This is a genomic window from Streptomyces genisteinicus (assembly GCF_014489615.1).
In the GTDB taxonomy this organism is placed as follows: Bacteria; Actinomycetota; Actinomycetes; order Streptomycetales; family Streptomycetaceae; genus Streptomyces; species Streptomyces genisteinicus.
The window spans coordinates 1,053,677-1,071,103 of record NZ_CP060825.1 but is presented as its reverse complement, the minus strand read 5'-3'; the positions used below and the strand labels follow the sequence as shown (position 1 = coordinate 1,071,103).

Annotated in this window: 15 protein-coding genes; 10 read left to right on the top strand and 5 right to left on the bottom strand. The window is 73.0% G+C overall.

Annotated features, from left to right (window positions below; translation table 11 throughout):
• The first annotated feature begins 59 nt into the window (after nt 1–59).
• The gene (locus tag IAG43_RS04675; protein WP_187739491.1) at nt 60–1,493 is read left to right on the top strand and encodes an RsmB/NOP family class I SAM-dependent RNA methyltransferase; all 1,434 of its coding nucleotides are present in this window, start codon (nt 60–62) and stop codon (nt 1,491–1,493) included.
• Nucleotides 1,494–1,557: 64 nt separating this feature from the next.
• On the opposite strand, the gene IAG43_RS04670 is transcribed toward IAG43_RS04675, so the two are convergent.
• Entirely contained in the window at nt 1,558–2,064 is a 507-nt protein-coding gene (locus IAG43_RS04670; protein WP_187739490.1) for an SUKH-3 domain-containing protein, read from the bottom strand.
• A 618-nt stretch (nt 2,065–2,682) separates the two neighbouring features.
• On the opposite strand from IAG43_RS04670, the gene rpe reads away from it, so the two are divergent.
• The 4 genes from rpe (at nt 2,683) to IAG43_RS04650 (ending at nt 7,284) form a co-directional block, all read left to right on the top strand.
• The gene (rpe, locus tag IAG43_RS04665) at nt 2,683–3,369 is read left to right on the top strand and encodes a ribulose-phosphate 3-epimerase (protein WP_187739489.1); all 687 of its coding nucleotides are present in this window, start codon (nt 2,683–2,685) and stop codon (nt 3,367–3,369) included.
• A 106-nt stretch (nt 3,370–3,475) separates the two neighbouring features.
• Nucleotides 3,476–4,516, top strand: a complete 1,041-nt coding sequence (locus IAG43_RS04660) for a sugar-binding transcriptional regulator (protein ID WP_187739488.1) — start codon at nt 3,476–3,478, stop codon at nt 4,514–4,516.
• Nucleotides 4,517–4,769: 253 nt separating this feature from the next.
• A complete protein-coding gene (locus tag IAG43_RS04655; protein ID WP_187739487.1) occupies nt 4,770–6,212 on the top strand; it encodes a GuaB1 family IMP dehydrogenase-related protein in 1,443 nt (480 codons plus the stop codon).
• A gap of 196 nt (nt 6,213–6,408) precedes the next feature.
• Nucleotides 6,409–7,284, top strand: a complete 876-nt coding sequence (locus IAG43_RS04650) for an RNA polymerase sigma factor SigF (RefSeq protein ID WP_187739486.1) — start codon at nt 6,409–6,411, stop codon at nt 7,282–7,284.
• Between the two features lie 335 nt (nt 7,285–7,619).
• Here the strand turns inward: IAG43_RS04650 and IAG43_RS04645 are convergent, their stop codons facing one another.
• On the bottom strand, nt 7,620–8,021 hold the full coding sequence (locus IAG43_RS04645; protein ID WP_187739485.1) for an ATP-binding protein: 402 nt from the start codon (nt 8,019–8,021) through the stop codon (nt 7,620–7,622).
• Between the two features lie 337 nt (nt 8,022–8,358).
• On the opposite strand from IAG43_RS04645, the gene IAG43_RS04640 reads away from it, so the two are divergent.
• The 4 genes from IAG43_RS04640 (at nt 8,359) to IAG43_RS04625 (ending at nt 13,117) form a co-directional block, all read left to right on the top strand.
• Nucleotides 8,359–9,831: an amino acid transporter gene (locus IAG43_RS04640; RefSeq protein WP_187739484.1), complete on the top strand. Its 1,473-nt coding sequence runs from the start codon at nt 8,359–8,361 to the stop codon at nt 9,829–9,831.
• A 10-nt stretch (nt 9,832–9,841) separates the two neighbouring features.
• Entirely contained in the window at nt 9,842–10,297 is a 456-nt protein-coding gene (locus IAG43_RS04635; RefSeq protein WP_187739483.1) for an Lrp/AsnC family transcriptional regulator, read from the top strand.
• Nucleotides 10,298–10,568: 271 nt separating this feature from the next.
• Complete coding sequence (locus tag IAG43_RS04630; RefSeq protein WP_187739482.1) at nt 10,569–11,366, top strand: carbon-nitrogen hydrolase family protein; 798 nt, start codon at nt 10,569–10,571, stop codon at nt 11,364–11,366.
• 56 nt (nt 11,367–11,422) lie between these two features.
• Entirely contained in the window at nt 11,423–13,117 is a 1,695-nt protein-coding gene (locus tag IAG43_RS04625; RefSeq protein WP_187739481.1) for a flavin monoamine oxidase family protein, read from the top strand.
• A 33-nt stretch (nt 13,118–13,150) separates the two neighbouring features.
• Here IAG43_RS04625 and IAG43_RS04620 read toward each other — a convergent pair whose 3' ends face one another.
• Together IAG43_RS04620 and IAG43_RS04615 are read right to left on the bottom strand one after the other, a co-directional pair.
• Nucleotides 13,151–13,909, bottom strand: coding sequence for a DUF5995 family protein (locus IAG43_RS04620; protein ID WP_187739480.1), 759 nt, complete (start codon nt 13,907–13,909; stop codon nt 13,151–13,153).
• A 165-nt stretch (nt 13,910–14,074) separates the two neighbouring features.
• On the bottom strand, nt 14,075–15,469 hold the full coding sequence (locus IAG43_RS04615) for a uracil-xanthine permease family protein (RefSeq protein WP_187739479.1): 1,395 nt from the start codon (nt 15,467–15,469) through the stop codon (nt 14,075–14,077).
• 204 nt (nt 15,470–15,673) lie between these two features.
• On the opposite strand from IAG43_RS04615, the gene IAG43_RS04610 reads away from it, so the two are divergent.
• Entirely contained in the window at nt 15,674–16,165 is a 492-nt protein-coding gene (locus tag IAG43_RS04610) for an acyl-CoA thioesterase (RefSeq protein WP_425508638.1), read from the top strand.
• Here IAG43_RS04610 and IAG43_RS04605 read toward each other — a convergent pair.
• Nucleotides 16,125–17,345, bottom strand: coding sequence for an MFS transporter (locus IAG43_RS04605; protein ID WP_187739477.1), 1,221 nt, complete (start codon nt 17,343–17,345; stop codon nt 16,125–16,127). The two genes, IAG43_RS04610 and IAG43_RS04605, sit on opposite strands and share 41 nt — an antisense overlap.
• Nucleotides 17,346–17,427: the final 82 nt, after the last annotated feature.

Here is a 17,427-nt window from a genome sequence, read left to right as displayed (position 1 = left end):
CGGGCGGTGCGCCGGACGTAGGGTGGGGGCGGTCAGCCCTCACGAACGCGGAGCACCTTTTGAGCGAGCAGTCCCGTCGCCGTCCCCCCAAGCCGTACCGCAAGCCGAAGAAGGATCCGGTGCGGATCCTCGCCTTCGAGGCGCTGCGGGCCGTCGACGAACGGGGCGCGTACGCGAACCTCGTGCTGCCGCCGCTGCTGAAGAAGGCCCGGGAGAACGGCGACTTCGACGGCCGTGACGCGGCGCTCGCCACCGAGCTCGTCTACGGCACCCTGCGCCGGCAGGGCACCTACGACGCGATCATCGCGGCCTGCATCGACCGGCCGCTGCGCGAGGTCGACCCGCCGGTCCTCGACGTCCTCGCCCTCGGCGCCCACCAGCTGCTCGGCACCCGTATCCCCACGCACGCGGCGGTCTCCGCCAGCGTCGAGCTGGCCCGGGTGGTGCTGGGCGACGGCCGGGCGAAGTTCGTCAACGCCGTGCTGCGCAAGATCTCCCAGGACGACCTGGACGCCTGGGTGGAACGCGTCGCCCCGCCGTACGACGACGACGCCGAGGACCACCTCGCCGTCGTCCACTCGCACCCGCGGTGGGTGGTCTCGGCGCTCTGGGACGCTCTCGGCGGCGGGCGGGCCGGGATCGAGGACCTGCTGGAGGCGGACAACGAGCGCCCCGAGGTCACGCTGGTCGCCCGCCCGGGCCGCACCACGCCCGGTGAACTGGTGGACGCGCTGGGCGAGGAGTCGGTGCTGCCGGGCCGCTGGTCCCCGTACGCGGTGCGCCTCGCCGAGGGCGGCGAGCCCGGGGCGATCGAGGCCGTCCGGGACGGACGCGCGGGCGTGCAGGACGAGGGCAGCCAGCTGGTGGCGCTGGCCCTGGCGGCCGCGCCCCTCGAAGGCCCCGACCGGCGCTGGCTCGACGGCTGCGCCGGCCCGGGCGGCAAGGCGGCGCTGCTCGCCGCGCTTGCCGCGGAACGCGGCGCCGCGCTCCTCGCCTCGGAGAAGCAGCCGCACCGCGCCCGGCTGGTGGGCCGGGCGCTGGCGGGCAACCCCGGTCCCTACCAGGTGGTCGCGGCAGACGGAACCCGTCCGCCGTGGCGGGAGGGCGTCTTCGACCGGGTGCTGGTCGACGTGCCCTGCTCCGGTCTCGGCGCCCTCCGGCGCCGCCCCGAGGCCCGCTGGCGGCGCCGGCCCGAAGACCTGGAGGGCTTCGCCCCGCTCCAGCGCGGCCTGCTGCGCGAGGCGCTGCGCGCGGTGCGCGTCGGCGGGGTCGTCGGCTACGCCACCTGCTCGCCGCACCTCGCGGAGACCCGGGTCGTCGTGGACGACGTGCTGCGCGGCCGCGGCGGACCGCAGGTGTCCGCCGAGTGGATCGACGCCCGGCCGCTGATGCCGGGTGTCCCGGCCCTCGGCGACGGCCCCGACGTGCAGCTGTGGCCGCATCTGCACGGCACCGACGCGATGTACCTCGCGCTGCTGCGCCGCACCGCGTAGCCCGGGAGCCGCCGGCCCCTGAGCCGGTGCCCCGCGGGCCGCGCCGCACCCCGGGTGCCTCCTCTCACGGGGTCGGCCGCCCCCGTGTGAAGTGGTGCTCCGCATCCTCCTGGTCACCGGTCATCAGGCTGGACAGCGCCTCGGTCTCGTCGCCGCCGAGGAAGTAGGGGCCGGTGCCGTGCAGGTAGAAGAAGCGTCCGGTGCGGTCGAGGAGCACGAGGCCCATCTCGGTCGTCTCCCAGCCCACCGGGAACAGCGGCTGCCCCAGGTCGCCCGCGAGTCCGGCGATGTCCTCGGCGTCGCCCGCGTACCCGAAGGAGGGGTCCGCCCGGAACGCCCTCTCCGGGGCACGGGGCATCGGGAACGCGAGGTCCGCGTAGGACGCCACGAACCGCCGCACGGCGTCCCACGGCTCCAGGGGGAAGCCCTGCGCGGCGGCGTCCCGCACCCGCAGGGCGAGGAGTTCACCGGCCCGTGCCAGGTTCCGCGGCTCGTTGGCCCGGCCCGGGTGCCAGCCGTGGGCCGTCAGCCAGGCGTCGATCTCGTCCCTGGTGGCGGTGGGTCGTCGCATGATGCTCCGGGATCGTCTCGGCGTCCGCGGGAGGACGGGGCGTCCGGGTGGCCCTGGCGGCCCTGATGTCCCGTCAGGAGCGCTCCGCAGAGCATGCCACGTCCCGGGGCCGCCCCGGCGGCCGGTGCGGGCACCGCGCCCGGCCGCCCGCGGCAGGGGCCGCCCCCGGCGCAGGGCGCACCGCGGCGGTGCCGGTCACCACGCCGAGGGCGAGCGCGGAGCCGGCCGGCCGAGGCGCCCCCGGCGCGGCGGAGGTCCCGGCGGGCACCGGGGACGCCGGGACGACCACCGCGCCGGTCGCGGCAGGCCCCGTGCGCGCCGGGAGGGGCGGCGTGCGCCCGTGCCGGCTCCCGGACGGGGCGCGAGGCCGTACGGCGCGAGGCGAGGGTCATGGGGCCTGGGCGGCGGATGCCGAGGGGCGCCGTGGAGCCGAGCCCGTGGCGACCCGCCGGTGCACCCGCGCCGGTGCCGTGCCCGGCACGGCACCGGCGGGATCACGCCGGCACCAGGTCGAATGGCCGGTATTGCGGTGAGCTGTCGGGAACCCGTACGGGTCTGGTCCATACCGGATACCGTCCGGGGGAGGGGAAGTGGCCCGGAACGTGGCAGGCTTGGCACATGGCCGTACAGATCAGCCCCAGCATCCTCTCCGCAGACTTCTCGCGCCTGGCCGAGGAGGCGAAGGCCGTCGAGGGAGCCGACTGGCTCCACGTCGACGTGATGGACAATCACTTCGTGCCCAACCTGACGCTGGGCGTGCCCGTCGTCGAGTCGCTGGCCAGGGCCACGGAGACCCCGCTGGACTGCCATCTGATGATCGAGAACCCGGACCGCTGGGCGCCGCAGTACGTCGAGGCGGGAGCCGGTTCGGTCACCTTCCACGCCGAGGCCGCCGCCGCACCCGTGCGGCTGGCCCGCGAGATCCGGGCGAAGGGGGCGCGGGCGTCGATGGCGCTCAAGCCCGCCACGCCCGTCGAGCCGTACGAGGACCTGCTCTCCGAGCTCGACATGCTGCTGATCATGACCGTGGAGCCGGGATTCGGCGGTCAGGCGTTCCTGGACATCATGCTGCCGAAGATCCGGCGCACCCGGGAGCTGATCTCCAAGCACGGGCTGGAGCTCTGGCTCCAGGTCGACGGAGGCGTGTCGGCCTCCACCATCGAGCGGTGCGCCGAGGCGGGGGCGGACGTCTTCGTCGCCGGTTCGGCGGTCTACAGCGCGGACGACCCGGCCGCCGCCGTGCGGATGCTGCGCGACCAGGCGGCCGCGGTGACCGCCTCGGCGCCCTGGGCCTGCGCCCACTGACGCCGGGGCACCGGCGGCTGTGCTTGTTCAACCGATGTTGGCCCGGCAGGGCTGATCAAGGACCGGACCATCTGACAGGATGGCGGGTCCGGGGGAGTGTGTGCATGTGTACAGCAGTGAGGAGAACGCGGTGACTGCTAGGCCGGCGGGACGGTCCGCCCTGCGGATGGGACCCGCTGAGCTGGTGCAGGCGGCGGCCATGGCCCGCCGCTTCTACCTCGAGGGCAAGTCCAAGATCCAGATCGCCGAGGAGTTCGGCGTCAGCCGTTTCAAGGTCGCCAGGGTCCTGGAGACGGCACTGGAACGCGATCTCGTGCGCATCGAGATCCGCGTCCCGGCCGAACTGGACGCCGAGCGCTCCGACGCGCTGCGCGCCCGGTTCGGGCTGCGGCACGCCGTCGTGGTCGAGTCGCCGGCCGACGCCGACGAATCGCCCGACCCGGAGAACCTCGGAGAGGTGGCCGCCGACCTGCTCGGCGAGCTGGTCGCCGAGGGCGACGTCCTGGGCCTGGCCTGGGGCCGCTCCACCATCCACATGGCCGCCGCCCTGGACCGGCTGCCACCCTGCACGGTGGTCCAGCTCACCGGTGTCTACGACGCCGGAACCGCCGAGCGCGGCTCGGTCGAGGCGGTCCGGCGGGCTGCCCAGGTCTCCGGCGGCGAGGCCCACCCGATCTACGCGCCGATGCTGCTGCCGGATCCGGCGACGGCCGCCGCGCTGCGGCACCAGACGGGGATCGCACGGGCCTTCGAGTACTTCGACAAGGTCACCGTCGCCTGCGTCTCCATCGGGTCCTGGGAGACGGGCATCTCCACGGTGCACGACATGCTCACCGACGAGGAGCGCGCCCACTACGCCTCGCTGGGCGTGGCGGCGGAGATGTCCGCGCACCTCTTCGACACCGACGGACGCCGCGTCGGACGCGACCTCGGCGAGCGCTGCATCACGGTCGAGGCCGACCGGCTGCGGCGGATCCCCGAGGTCGTGGCCATCGCGGGCGGCCAGCGCAAGGCCGAGGCCATCGGGGCGGTCCTCCGCTCCGGACTGGTCACCAGCCTGGTGACGGACACCGCGGCGGCCGATCTGCTGCTCGGGGCGGACCCGGGGCCGCGGCCGGCGCTGGAGCGTGCCGACCCGGACGACTGAGCGGACGGTGCCCACGGCATGGTGGGAGCGCGCCCGCGCCTGTCCCGTGGCCCCTCGGAACCACCGGTTCCGAGGGGCCACGGCGTTTCCCGTGCGAGGGAGGGTTTGGAGGATCCGCTCCTGGCCGGCGGCCGGGACTGGAGCTTCCGCCGGGGCCTGACGGCCGCCCCCGCATGGGAGAATGAAGTACGTGCGTTTTCCTCCGGCTGCGCCCGTCGGGGGGCCAACTCCGATCGACTGGGATGTTCAGCACGTGCGTTTTCTCAATGACCAGAAGCCGCTGTACGACCTGACGTACGACGATGTGTTCATGGTGCCGCGGCGTTCGGCCGTGGGTTCCCGTCAGGGTGTGGACCTCTCGTCCCCCGACGGCACGGGCACGACCGTTCCGCTGGTGGTCGCCAACATGACGGCCATCGCCGGCCGCCGCATGGCCGAGACCGTCGCGCGACGCGGCGGCCTCGTGGTGATCCCCCAGGACATTCCCATCGAGGTGGTCACCGAGGTCGTCTCGTGGGTCAAGTCGCGCCACCACGTGCTCGACACCCCGATCGTCCTCGCGCCCCACCAGACCGTCGCGGACGCGCTCTCCCTGCTGCCGAAGCGCGCGCACGGCGCCGGCGTCGTCGTCGACGCCGACCGGCGTCCCGTCGGCATCGTCACCGACCACGACCTCGCCGGTGTCGACCGCTTCACGCAGCTGTCCGAGGTGATGTCCCGCGACCTGCTGCTGCTCGACGCGGAGATCGACCCGCGCGAGGCGTTCACCACCCTCGACAACGCCAACCGCCGCTACGCGCCCGCCGTCGATTCCGACGGCCGGCTCGCGGGTGTGCTGACGCGCAAGGGCGCGCTGCGCGCCACTCTCTACACGCCCGCGCTCGACGACCGGGGCAGGCTCCGGATCGCCGCCGCGGTCGGGATCAACGGCGATGTCGCGGGCAAGGCGAAGCAGTTGCTCGACGCGGGCGTCGACACGCTCGTCGTGGACACCGCGCACGGTCACCAGGAGTCGATGATCAGCGCGGTCCGCGCGGTGCGGGGCCTCGACCCCTCGGTGCCGATCGTGGCGGGCAACATCGTGGCCGCCGAAGGCGTCCGCGACCTGATCGAGGCCGGCGCCGACATCATCAAGGTCGGTGTGGGACCGGGCGCCATGTGCACCACCCGCATGATGACCGGGGTGGGCCGGCCCCAGTTCTCCGCCGTGCTGGAGTGCGCCGCGGAGGCGAAGAAGTACGGCAAGCACGTCTGGGCCGACGGCGGTGTCCGCCACCCGCGCGACGTCGCCATGGCACTGGCGGCCGGGGCGTCCAACGTGATGGTCGGCTCCTGGTTCGCGGGCACCCACGAGTCTCCGGGCGACCTCCAGCAGGCCGCGGACGGCCGGCTCTACAAGGAGTCCTTCGGCATGGCCTCCGCCCGCGCGGTGCGCAACCGCACCAGCGAGGAGTCCTCCTACGACCGCGCCCGCAAGGCCCTGTTCGAGGAGGGCATCTCCCACTCGCGCATGTTCCTCGACCCGGTCCGCCCGGGTGTCGAGGATCTGATCGACTCGATCATCGCGGGCGTCCGGTCCTCCTGCACCTACGCGGGCGCCGGCTCCCTGGCGGAGTTCGCGGAGAACGCGGTCGTGGGCGTGCAGAGCGCCGCGGGCTACGCGGAGGGCAAGCCGCTGCACGCCAGCTGGAGCTGACGGACCGTCGCAGCCGCCCGCCCGGTCCCCGCGCGTCACCGCCGGGGACCGGGCGGGCGGCGTTCCGGCCCCTTCCCGGGCCGTGCGGAGGACCCGGAAAAAATAAATTCGCGATTCTCCGGGATTCGTCGGCATGGGCGGAGACTTCGGGGGTAGGCGCGCTTTCGCAGTGACATCGGACCAGGGGAGGATGAACGTGTCCACGGCCAGCACGATCCCGACCGAACGCACGTCCGCCGGGACCCAGAGCCCGCGCATGGCGGAGCTCGACCTTCCGGATGTGCAGAACCCGGGGGAGGTTGCACCGAAGGACGCACGCGAGATCTCGAAGGTGTTCTTCGCGAGGCTGAACAGCCTCGAGGAGGGGACCCACGAGTACCAGTACGTCCGCAACACCCTCATCGAACTCAACCTGGCGCTGGTGAAGTACGCCGCCGGGCGCTTCCGCAATCGTGCGGAACAGATGGAGGACATCGTCCAGGTCGGCACCATCGGCCTGATCAAGGCGATCGACCGCTTCGAGCTCAGCCGCGAGGTCGAGTTCGCCACCTTCGCCGTCCCGTACATCGTGGGCGAGATCAAGCGCTTCTTCCGCGACACGAGCTGGGCGGTCCATGTGCCGCGCAGGCTCCAGGAGCTGCGGATCGACCTCGCCAAGGCGGTGGACGAGCTCTCCCAGAAGCTCGACCACGCGCCGACCACGGCGGAGCTCGCCGAGCACCTCGGGATCGACGAGGAAGAGGTCATCGAGGGTGTCGTCGCGAGCAACGGCTACACGGCCGGCTCGATCGACATGCCGATGGACGACGCCTCCGACCATGCGGCCGTGCCCCTCTCCGACCGTCTCGGCGCCCCCGACGCGGACCTGGAGATCGCGGAGAACGTGCAGGCGCTCAAGCCGATGATCGAGGGCCTCGACGAGCGTGACCGCCGCATCCTCCAGATGCGCTTCGGCGACGAGATGACGCAGTCCGAGATCGGCGAGGCCCTGGGCGTCTCGCAGATGCACGTCTCCCGGCTGCTGTCCCGGATCACCGGGCGGCTGCGCGAGGGTCTGCTGCTCGTGGAGTGACCTCCCACCGGCCGGGGGACACACCCCGCCCCCGGCCTCCCGAGCCATGTTCCCCCCACGGCAGAAGCGGCGTCCCCTCCCAGGGGCGCCGCTTCTGTGGTTCTGGCGGGGGCTGCCGCGGGCACGGAGCGGAGCGCGTGCGCGACCTTCGCCCTGCCCGCCGCCCGCCTGGGGCACCTCGGCCGGAGCGGAGCGGTGCGTGCGGGTGCACGGGCCACGGGCGCGGACGGCATGGGGGTGTGCGTCAGCGGAACTGCGCGGACGGCGCGGGGGTGCGTGTCGGCGGACGGGCGCGGGCGCACGCGGCGCGGGGAAGACGGTGACGCGAAAGCGGTTCAGCAGGCAGCCGGGGCGGAACGCAGCCACGCCGCCTGGACCCGCTTGCCGTAGGGCTGCAGGCTCACCTCGACGTGGCCGGCCAGCCGCTGCACCATGTGCCAGCCGAATCCGCCGCCGCCGGCGAGGTCCGGTTCCCGGGCCACCGGCAGCTGGGGGCTGGAGTCGTCGATCTCCACGACCAGCGAGTCCGATCCGGCGGTCAGCCGCAGACGCCACCAGCCGGCCGTGTGGCGGGCCGCGTTCGAGACCAGCTCCGAGACGACGAGCAGCACCGCGTCCAGGTCGGCCCACGGGCAGTGCTGCGACAGGAACTCCGCGGTCGCGCTCCGCGCGCCCGCGCCACCCGACTCCTCGGGCGGCGATTCCTGGAGCACCATGTGCTGCGGCTGTGCGTTCATCACCGCTCGTCTACCCCGCAACCGGCCGTTTATCACTCCGGATTCCGCCCGCGCCGCCCGCGTCCGGCGGCGGGCCGCCCGCCGCACCCCGAACGGCGTTCCCGCGCACCCGGGCGCAATGTTTCCCCGCGTACCGGGCCGACGCGCAATAATCGTCCGCCGATGAGCAATAATGGTGCATTACGGCCGTGACCTGCGTACTCGTAGGCTCGGGCCCCGTACCAGGAGTGGCGGTGACCGTCTGCTCGGCGGTCTGTCCCCCCTGCGTGGGCCTTTTCGGCATGCGCACCGGCCGCCGTGGGTCTCCCTCACCGACAGCAGCGATGAAGGAGTCCTTGTGCTGGAACACGGCGCAGCCCCGCCCGCGACCGATCCCTCCCCCACGCCCCCGCCGGGCCGGGGGATCGGTGCGCGCCTGATGCGGCGCAAGCCCGTCGACCGGCTGGTGGCCGAGGGGGGCCTGGGCGAGGGCGGTGCGCTGCGCCGTTCGCTGTCCATGTGGCAGCTGACGATGATCAGCATCGGCGCCACGCTGGGCACCGGGATCTTCGTGGTCCTCGGCGAGGCCACCCCGCTCGCGGGCCCCGCCGTCGCCGTGTCGTTCGTGCTCGCGGGGCTCACCGCGCTCTTCTCGGCCCTGTCGTACGCGGAGCTCGCCGGAGCGGTCCCGGTCTCCGGCTCGTCGTACTCCTACTCGTACGCGACCATGGGCGAACTCGTCGCCTGGATCTGCGGCTGGTGCCTGGTCCTCGAGTACGGGGTCTCCGTCGCCGCCGTCGCGGTGGGCTGGGGCGAGTACCTGAACGAACTGCTCGACGGGACGATCGGCGTCACCATCCCCGCGTCGGTCTCCGCCCCGCTGGGCGAGGGCGGCCTGATCAACCTGCCCGCGCTGGTGGTCGTGCTGCTCGCCATGGTCTTCCTCATGGGCGGAGCGAAGGAGAGCGCCCGCATCAACACCGCCATGGTCGTGGTGAAGATCGCGACGCTGCTGCTCTTCTGCGCCATCGGCTTCCTCGGCATCAAGGCCGGCAACTACACCCCGCTCGCCCCGCTGGGCGTCACCGGCATCAGCGCCGCCGCCGCGACGCTGTTCTTCTCCTACATCGGCTTCGACGCGGCGTCGACCGCCGGTGAGGAGGCGAAGAACCCCAAGCGGGACCTGCCGCGCGCGATCATGCTCTCGCTGCTGATCGTCACCGTGCTCTACTGCCTCGTCGCGCTCGTCGCCGTCGGCGCCATGCCCTGGCAGGACTTCGAGGGCACCGAGGCCGCACTGGCGCGGATCATGCAGGACGTCACCGGCGACAGCTTCTGGAGCGTCGTCCTCGCCGCCGGAGCCGTCGTCGCCATCGCCAGCGTCGTCTTCGCCGTGCTGTACGGCCAGACCCGCATCCTCTTCGCGATGTCCCGCGACGGTCTGGTGCCCAGGGTGTTCGCCCGTGTGGACGCGCGGACGGGCGCGCCGCGCGCCAACACCGTGATCGTCTCCCTCTTCTGCGGCGCGCTGGCCGCCTTCATCCCGCTGGGCGAGCTGGCCAACGCCACCAGCATCGGCACCCTCTTCGCGTTCGCGCTGGTCAACGTGGCCGTGGTCATCCTGCGCCGCACCCGGCCCGACATGCCGCGCACGTTCAAGGTGGCGCTCTTCCCGGTGACCCCGGTGCTCGGCTTCCTCTTCTGCGCCTGGATGATGGTCAGCCTGCCGGGCGTGACCTGGGCCGTCTTCGGTGCCTGGATGGCGGTGGGCCTCGTGTTCTACTTCAGCTACGGCTACCGCCGCTCCCGACTGGCCCCATCAGAGAAGTGATCCGCCCGCAGTGCGACTGAACGATCTCGACGAACGCATCGTCCACGCCCTCGCCGAGGACGCCCGCCGCTCCTTCGCCGACATCGGCCAGATCGTCGGCCTCTCGGCCCCGGCGGTCAAGCGCCGGGTCGACCGGCTCCGCGCCGAGGGGGCCATCACCGGCTTCACCGTACGGGTGGACCCGGCGGCGATGGGATGGGAGACCGAGGGGTTCGTGGAGATCTTCTGCCGGCACAACACCTCGCCCGACGACATCCGGCGCGGACTGGAGCGCTACCCCGAGGTGGTGTCCGCGTCCACGGTGACCGGCGACGCGGACGCGCTCGTGCAGGTCTTCACCTCCGACATGCGGCACTTCGAGCGGGTGCTGGAGCGGATCGCGGGCGAGCCGTTCGTCGAGCGGACCAAGTCGGTGCTGGTGCTCTCGCCGCTGCTGCGGCGCTTCTCGTCGGGCTCGCCCGCCTGAGCCGGGCGGGGCGGCCTCCCGCGGCCTCCCCGCCGGGCGCCCTCCCGCGGGGAGGCGCCCGCCTGAACCGGGCGGCGGGCACCGGTCCCGGCGGGGGCGCGGCGGGCCTCGGCGACGTCGCCCCCGGGCGCGCAACGAATCGCCGCGAACGGCCTCGACGACGCAACGGATCGCCCGTCGGCGCGCAACGGACGCGCCTTGTCGCGGCAGGAGGGCGGACCGTACCGTTTTGGACGTCTCCCTTCGTCCGTACCGTCGTCCGAGGTCATGCATGCCCCCGTTGCGCACCGCCCTGCTCCAGAGCTCCGGCGTCCCCGGTGACGTCGCCGCGAACCTGAAGGTGCTCGACGATGCCGCGGGCCGGGCCGCCCGGGCCGGCGCCCGGCTGCTGGTGGCCCCCGAGATGTTCCTCACCGGCTACGCGATCGGCGACGACGTTCCCGTGCTCGCGGAGGCCGCCGACGGACCGGGAGCCCAGGCGGTCGCCGCCCTCGCCGCACGGCACGGCATCGCGGTCCACTACGGCTACCCGGAGCGCGCGGGCGGGCTGGTCCACAACTCCGCCCAGCTCATCGCCTCCGACGGCACCCGCCTGGCCAACTACCGCAAGACCCACCTCTTCGGCTGCTTCGAGCAGCAGTGGTTCACCCCCGGCGACCGGCCCGTCGTGCAGGCCGAGCTGGACGGCGTCCGCGTCGGCTTCCTCATCTGCTACGACGTGGAGTTCCCGGAGAACGTCCGGGCCCACGCCCTCGCCGGCACCGATCTGCTGCTGGTGCCCACCGCGCAGATGCATCCGTTCCAGTTCGTCGCCGAGTCACTGGTCCCGGTCCGCGCCTTCGAGAGCCAGCTGTACATCGCGTACGTCAACCGGACCGGCGCCGAGGGCGAGTTCGAGTTCGTCGGGCTGAGCTCGCTCGCCGGCCCCGACGGCACGGTGCGCACCCGGGCCGGACGCGGCGAGGAACTCGTCGTGGGCGAGGTCGACCCCGCCCTGCTCGCCGCCTCGCGGGAGAACAACCCGTATCTGCGCGACCGCCGCCCCGGTCTCTACGGCTCCCTGAGCTGACCGCCCCGCCCACCCGCTTCCCCGCTTCATCGTTCCGCGCAAGGAGTCCGTACCCCATGACGTCCACGGTGCCCCCCACCGCCGTCCAGCACAGCGACGAGCAGCCGCCGATCACCATGTTCGGCCCGGACTTCCCCTACGCCTACGACGACTTCCTCGCCCACCCGGCGGGCATCGGGCAGATACCCGCGACCGAGCACGGCAGCGAGGTGGCGGTCATCGGCGGCGGACTCTCCGGCATCGTCGCCGCCTACGAGCTGATGAAGATGGGCCTCAGGCCCGTCGTGTACGAGGCGGACCGGATCGGCGGCCGGCTGCGCACGGTCGGGTTCGAGGGCTGCGAGGGCGGGCTGACCGCGGAGATGGGCGCCATGCGCTTCCCGCCGTCGTCGACCGCGCTCCAGCACTACATCGACCTCGTGGGGCTGACGACCCGCCCCTTCCCCAACCCGCTGGCGCCCTCGACGCCGTCCACCGTCGTCGACCTCAAGGGCGAGTCGCACTACGCGGAGACCATCGACGACCTGCCGCAGGTCTACCGCGACGTGATGAACGCCTGGAACGCCTGCCTGGAGGAGGGCGCGGACTTCTCCGACATGAACCGCGCCATGCGCGAGCGCGACGTCCCGCGCATCCGCGAGATCTGGGCGAAGCTCGTCGAGAAGCTCGACAACCAGACGTTCTACGGCTTCCTCTGCGACTCCGAGGCGTTCACGTCCTTCCGCCACCGCGAGATCTTCGGACAGGTGGGCTTCGGCACCGGCGGCTGGGACACCGACTTCCCCAACTCCATCCTGGAGATCCTGCGGGTCGTCTACTCGGAGGCGGACGACCACCACCGCGGCATCGTCGAGGGCAGTCAGCAGCTTCCGCTGCGCCTGTGGGAGCGCGAGCCGGCCAAGATCGTGCACTGGCCGCTGGGCACCTCGCTCTCCTCGCTCCACGGCGGCGACCCGCGCCCCGCCGTCACCCGCCTCACGCGCACCGCGGGCAACCGGATCACGGTCACCGACGCGGCCGGCGACATCCGCACCTACCGCGCCGCGGTCTTCACCGCGCAGTCCTGGCTGCTGCTCTCGAAGATCGCCTGCGACGACGCGCTGTTCCCCATCGACCACTGGACGGCGATGGAGCGCACCCACTACATGGAGTCCTCCAAGCTGTTCGTGCCCGTCGACCGGCCGTTCTGGCTGGACAAGGACGCGCGCACCGGCCGGGACACCATGTCGATGACCCTCACCGACCGGATGACCCGCGGCACCTACCTGCTGGACAGCGGCCCCGACGAGCCCGCCGTCATCTGCCTGTCGTACACCTGGTGCGACGACAGCCTGAAGTGGCTGCCGCTCTCCGCGAACGAGCGGATGGAGGTGATGCTGAAGTCGCTGGGCGAGATCTACCCGGACGTCGACATCCGCAGCCACATCATCGGCAACCCGGTCACGGTCTCGTGGGAGAACGAGCCCTGGTTCATGGGCGCCTTCAAGGCCAACCTGCCCGGCCACTACCGCTACCAGCGGCGGCTGTTCACCCACTTCATGCAGGACCGGCTGCCCGAGGACAAGCGGGGCATCTTCCTGGCCGGCGACGACATCTCCTGGACGGCCGGCTGGGCCGAAGGCGCCGTGCAGACCGCGCTCAACGCCGTCTGGGGCGTGATGCACCAGTTCGGCGGCGCCACCGACCCGACCAACCCGGGCCCCGGCGACGTGTACGACGACATCGCGCCCGTCGAACTGCCCGAGGACTGACGGGCGCCCCCGGGCCGGACCGCCGGTCGCCCGTCACCGGCACGGAGTGAGCAGGCAGCGGCCCACCAGGCCGACACCGGCGTCGAGCCGCTCGGTGAACTCCGAGGCCAGCTCGGGCAGCTCCCGCAGCCCCCACAGCAGCCGCGCGGCGGACCAGGCGCCCTCCCGGGCGCGCTCCAGCGACCAGGCGCTCACCAGATGGGTCAGCGGGTCGGCCACCTGAAGCAGGTCCGGACCGGGCATCAGCTCCTCGCGGACGCGTTCCTCCAGGCGTACGAGGAGGTCGCCGACGCGCTCGAACTCGTCCTCCAGCGCGGGCGGGGAGCAGCCCAGCGCCCGGCAGGAGTCCACCACGGCGAGCGGCAGGTCGTGCCCGATGTGCGCGTTGATGCCGGCCAGCGCGAACTGCAGCGGCCGGACGCCGGGGTGGCCGCGGAACTGGAGGAGCGGCCGCCAGCAGGCGGGCGGCCGGAATCCGTCCCCGCCGCCCTCGGCCACCGCGAGGTACCTCTCCGCGAAGACCGTGCCGAGGGTGTCGGCCGCCGGCCGGTCGGGGAAGTGCCCGCCCGCCACCCGCCGGGCGAGATCCTCGGTGACCGTGAGGTACACCCGGTTGAAGACGGCCAGGCCGTCCGAGGCCGGCCAGCGCGTTCCGGCGGCCCGCATCCGCGCGGCCGCGGAGGCGAGTCCCGCAGGCGTCCGTGCCGGGTCGTGCGTAGCCGTGTCCGTGCCGCCGGTGACCGGGGACGGGCCGCGCACCGTCCGCACCGCGAGCTGTTCCCTCTGCGCCATGGACGCAGGGTCCCAGGCGCGGAGCCGTGGACGCGCTGACGGGCCGCGGCTTCCCCGGAAAGGAGGACGCCGCGGCCCGCGGGGCGACGCCCCGTGCGGTGCGTGCCGGGGCGGCGCGGACGCCGGGTGGTGCGGGTCAGGGGCGGAGGCCCCGAGTGGTGCGGGTCAGCGCTCGGGATCGTCGTCGTACGAGGAGGTGCCCGAGTCGAGGAGCGGCTCCTCCCGGGCCGCGGGTTCCTTGAGGTGGGCGGGGGCGAAGGCCCGCAGCACGTGGTAGCCGGTGATGACGACGAGCGTGCCGAGCGCGATCCCGCCCAGCTCGAAGTTGTCGGTGATCTTCAGGCTGACGCCGCCCACGCCGATGATGATGCCCGCGGCCGCGGGGACCAGGTTGAGCGGATTGCGCAGGTCGACTCCCGCGTTGATCCAGATCTGCGCGCCGAGCAGGCCGATCATGCCGTACAGGATCACGGTGATGCCGCCCAGCACCCCGCCGGGGATCGCCGCCACGACGGCGCCGAACTTGGGGCACAGGCCGAAGAGCAGCGCGAAGCCGGCGGCGGCCCAGTAGGCGGCCGTGGAGTACACCCGGGTGGCAGCCATGACGCCGATGTTCTCGGAGTACGTGGTGTTCGGCGGGCCGCCCACGGCGGTGGAGAGCATCGACGCGGCGCCGTCGGCCGCGATGGCCGTGCCCAGCTTGTCGTCGAGCGGGTCGCCGGTCATCTCGCCGACCGCCTTCACATGGCCGGCGTTCTCCGCGATGAGCGCGATGACCACGGGCAGGGCGACCAGGATCGCCGACCACTCGAAGCTCGGTGCGTGGAAGGAGGGCAGCCCGATCCAGTCGGCCTGCCCGACGCCGGAGAGGTCGAGGCGCCAGTGGTCCACGGCCTCGCCGCCGCCGGCGGGGGAGTGGATCTTCCCGAAGATCCGGTCCAGCGCCCAGGACAGGACGTATCCGAAGATCAGGCCGAGGAAGATCGCGACGCGCGAGAAGAAGCCGCGCAGGCACACCACCGCGAGGCCGGTGAAGAGCATGACGAGCAGGGCGGTCCACTGGTCCTGCGGCCAGTAGGTGGCCGCGGTGACCGGGGCCAGGTTGAAGCCGATCAGCATGACCACGGCGCCGGTGACGATCGGCGGCATCGTGGCGTGGATGATCCGCGCGCCGAAGCGCTGCACCGCGAGTCCGGCGGCGAACAGCACGGCACCGACGACCAGGACCGCGCCGGTCACGGTGGCGCTGTCGCCGCCCGTCGCACGGATGGTGGCGGCCACGCCGACGAAGGAGAGCGAGCAGCCGAGGTAGCTGGGAACCCTGCCGCGGGTGGCGAGGAGGAAGATCACGGTCGCCACGCCGGACATCATGATGGCGAGGTTCGGGTCGAGGCCCATCAGCACCGGCGCGACGAACGAGGCGCCGAACATGGCGACCACGTGCTGGGCGCCGAGACCGGCGGTTCTCGGCCATGACAGCCGCTCGTCGGGTCGGACGACGGCACCGGGGGCGGGGGTCCGCCCGTCGCCGTGCAGGGTCCAGCGCACGCCGAGTTTCACGGGCCGCTCCAGTTCATGCAGTAGTCAAGGATCGGCGACATCGTAGTGCTCCCCGGTCCGGAGACCTGCGGAGGACCTGCGCGGGGGGTGGCTGAGCGACCGCTTAGGATGAATCGATTTCGGCCCGCACCGGCGGTCCCACCGCTCGGCCCCGCATCTGGAGTACCACCCGTGACGACCCACGCCCCGTCCCCCTCCCCGTCCTTGCCCGCGCCCGCCCCCGTGTCCCCGTCCGTCTGCGCGGACGCCGACGCGGACGCGGGCTCCGCCGCACCCGGCGTCCTCGTCCCCGTCGAGGTCCACTTCGACGACCTGGACGCCCTCGGGCTGCTGCACAACGCCCGCTACCCCCTGCTCGTCGAACGGGCGTGGGCGGCGTACTGGGCGGGCCACGGTTTCGGCTACGAGGGCGACTGGGCCGCGGCCGAGGACGCCTGCAACGCGGTGCGCGAACTGCGCATCGGCTACGAGCAGCCGGTGACCCGCGCCGGCGGGTACGCCGTGCACCTGTGGCTCGACCGCCTCGGTACGACCGGCCTCACCTACGGCTTCCGCTTCTGCTCCGCCGACGGTGCCACGACGTACGCCCGCGGCAGCCGCGTCCTCGTCCGGCTGGACGCGGCCACCCTGCGTCCCGCGCCGTGGAGCGCACGGTTCAGGAACGCGGGCCGGGCACTGCTGCGTCCCCCGCACTGACCGGCGCGCTCTCCCGGCCCGCCGAGCGCAGCACGCCCGCGCCGACGACCAGTCCCAGCGCCAGGGCCGTCACCAGGCCGAAGGAGACCACCAGGCTCGTCACATCGGCCACGGCGCCGATCGCGGACGGGGCGATCAGCCCGGAGGTGTAGGTGATCGTGGCGACGCCGGCGATGGCCTGGCTCGGGTTGGGGCCGCTGCGCCCGGCGGCGGCGAAGGCGAGCGGCACTACCACCGCCACGCCCAGTCCGATGAGCCCGAACCCGGCCATGGCGAGCGCCGGGTGCGGCGCGGTGACCACGAGGACGCCGCCGGCGGTGGCCAGCACCCCGCTGGTGCGGACCGTGCGCACCGGTCCGAAGCGGTCCACGATCCGGTCTCCCGCCAGCCGGGCGATCGCCATCATCAGGGCGAACGCGGTGGTCGACGCGGCCGCGAGGCCGGCGGAGGTGTCCATCACGTCGCGCAGGTAGACCGCCGACCAGTCGAGACTGGCGCCCTCCGCGAAGACCGCGCAGAAGCCGACCGCGCCGATGACCAGTGCGGAACGGGGCGGCAGCGCGAAGCGCGGGGGCGCCTCCTCGTCCGGGGCGCTCCGCAGGTCCAGCACGCCCTGGCAGGCGATCAGCCCGAGGGCGGTGAGCGCGGCCGCCGCCAGCGCGTGGTGCAGCCGGGCGTCGGTGCCCAGATGGGCGGCGAGCGTGCCCACGGCCGAGCCGATCAGGGCGCCGGCGCTCCACATGCCGTGCAGCGAGGACATGATCGACCGGTCGAGGCGGTTCTCGACCTCCACGCCCAGGGCGTTCATCGCCACGTCGGACATGCCGGCGGTGGCGCCGTAGACGAAGAGCCCGAGGCAGAGCGTCACCAGGTTCGGTGCGAGCGACGGCAGGATCAGGCTCAGTGTCCACAGGGCGAGCAGCCCCCGCAGTGCGTTGCGGGCGCCGAGGCGGTGGCTGACGGCGGCGGCGAGCGGCATCGCCACCGAGGCGCCGAGCGCGGGGAACGCGAGCGCGAGCCCCAGCTGGCCCGCGCTCACCCCGGCGTGGTCCTGGATCCACGGAATCCGGGTGGCGAAGCTGCCGGTGACCGCGCCGTGGACGCAGAACACGACGGCGACGGCGATGCGGGCGCGCTTGAGCTGCTGGAGCTTCGGCACGGCCGACGGTGTGCTGAGCATATGGGTGTACCCCTCCCCGAGAGCGTGCGACGTAAACTATCAGGAACCTTGCCTGATAAATAGATCCCGGGAACTGCCGACC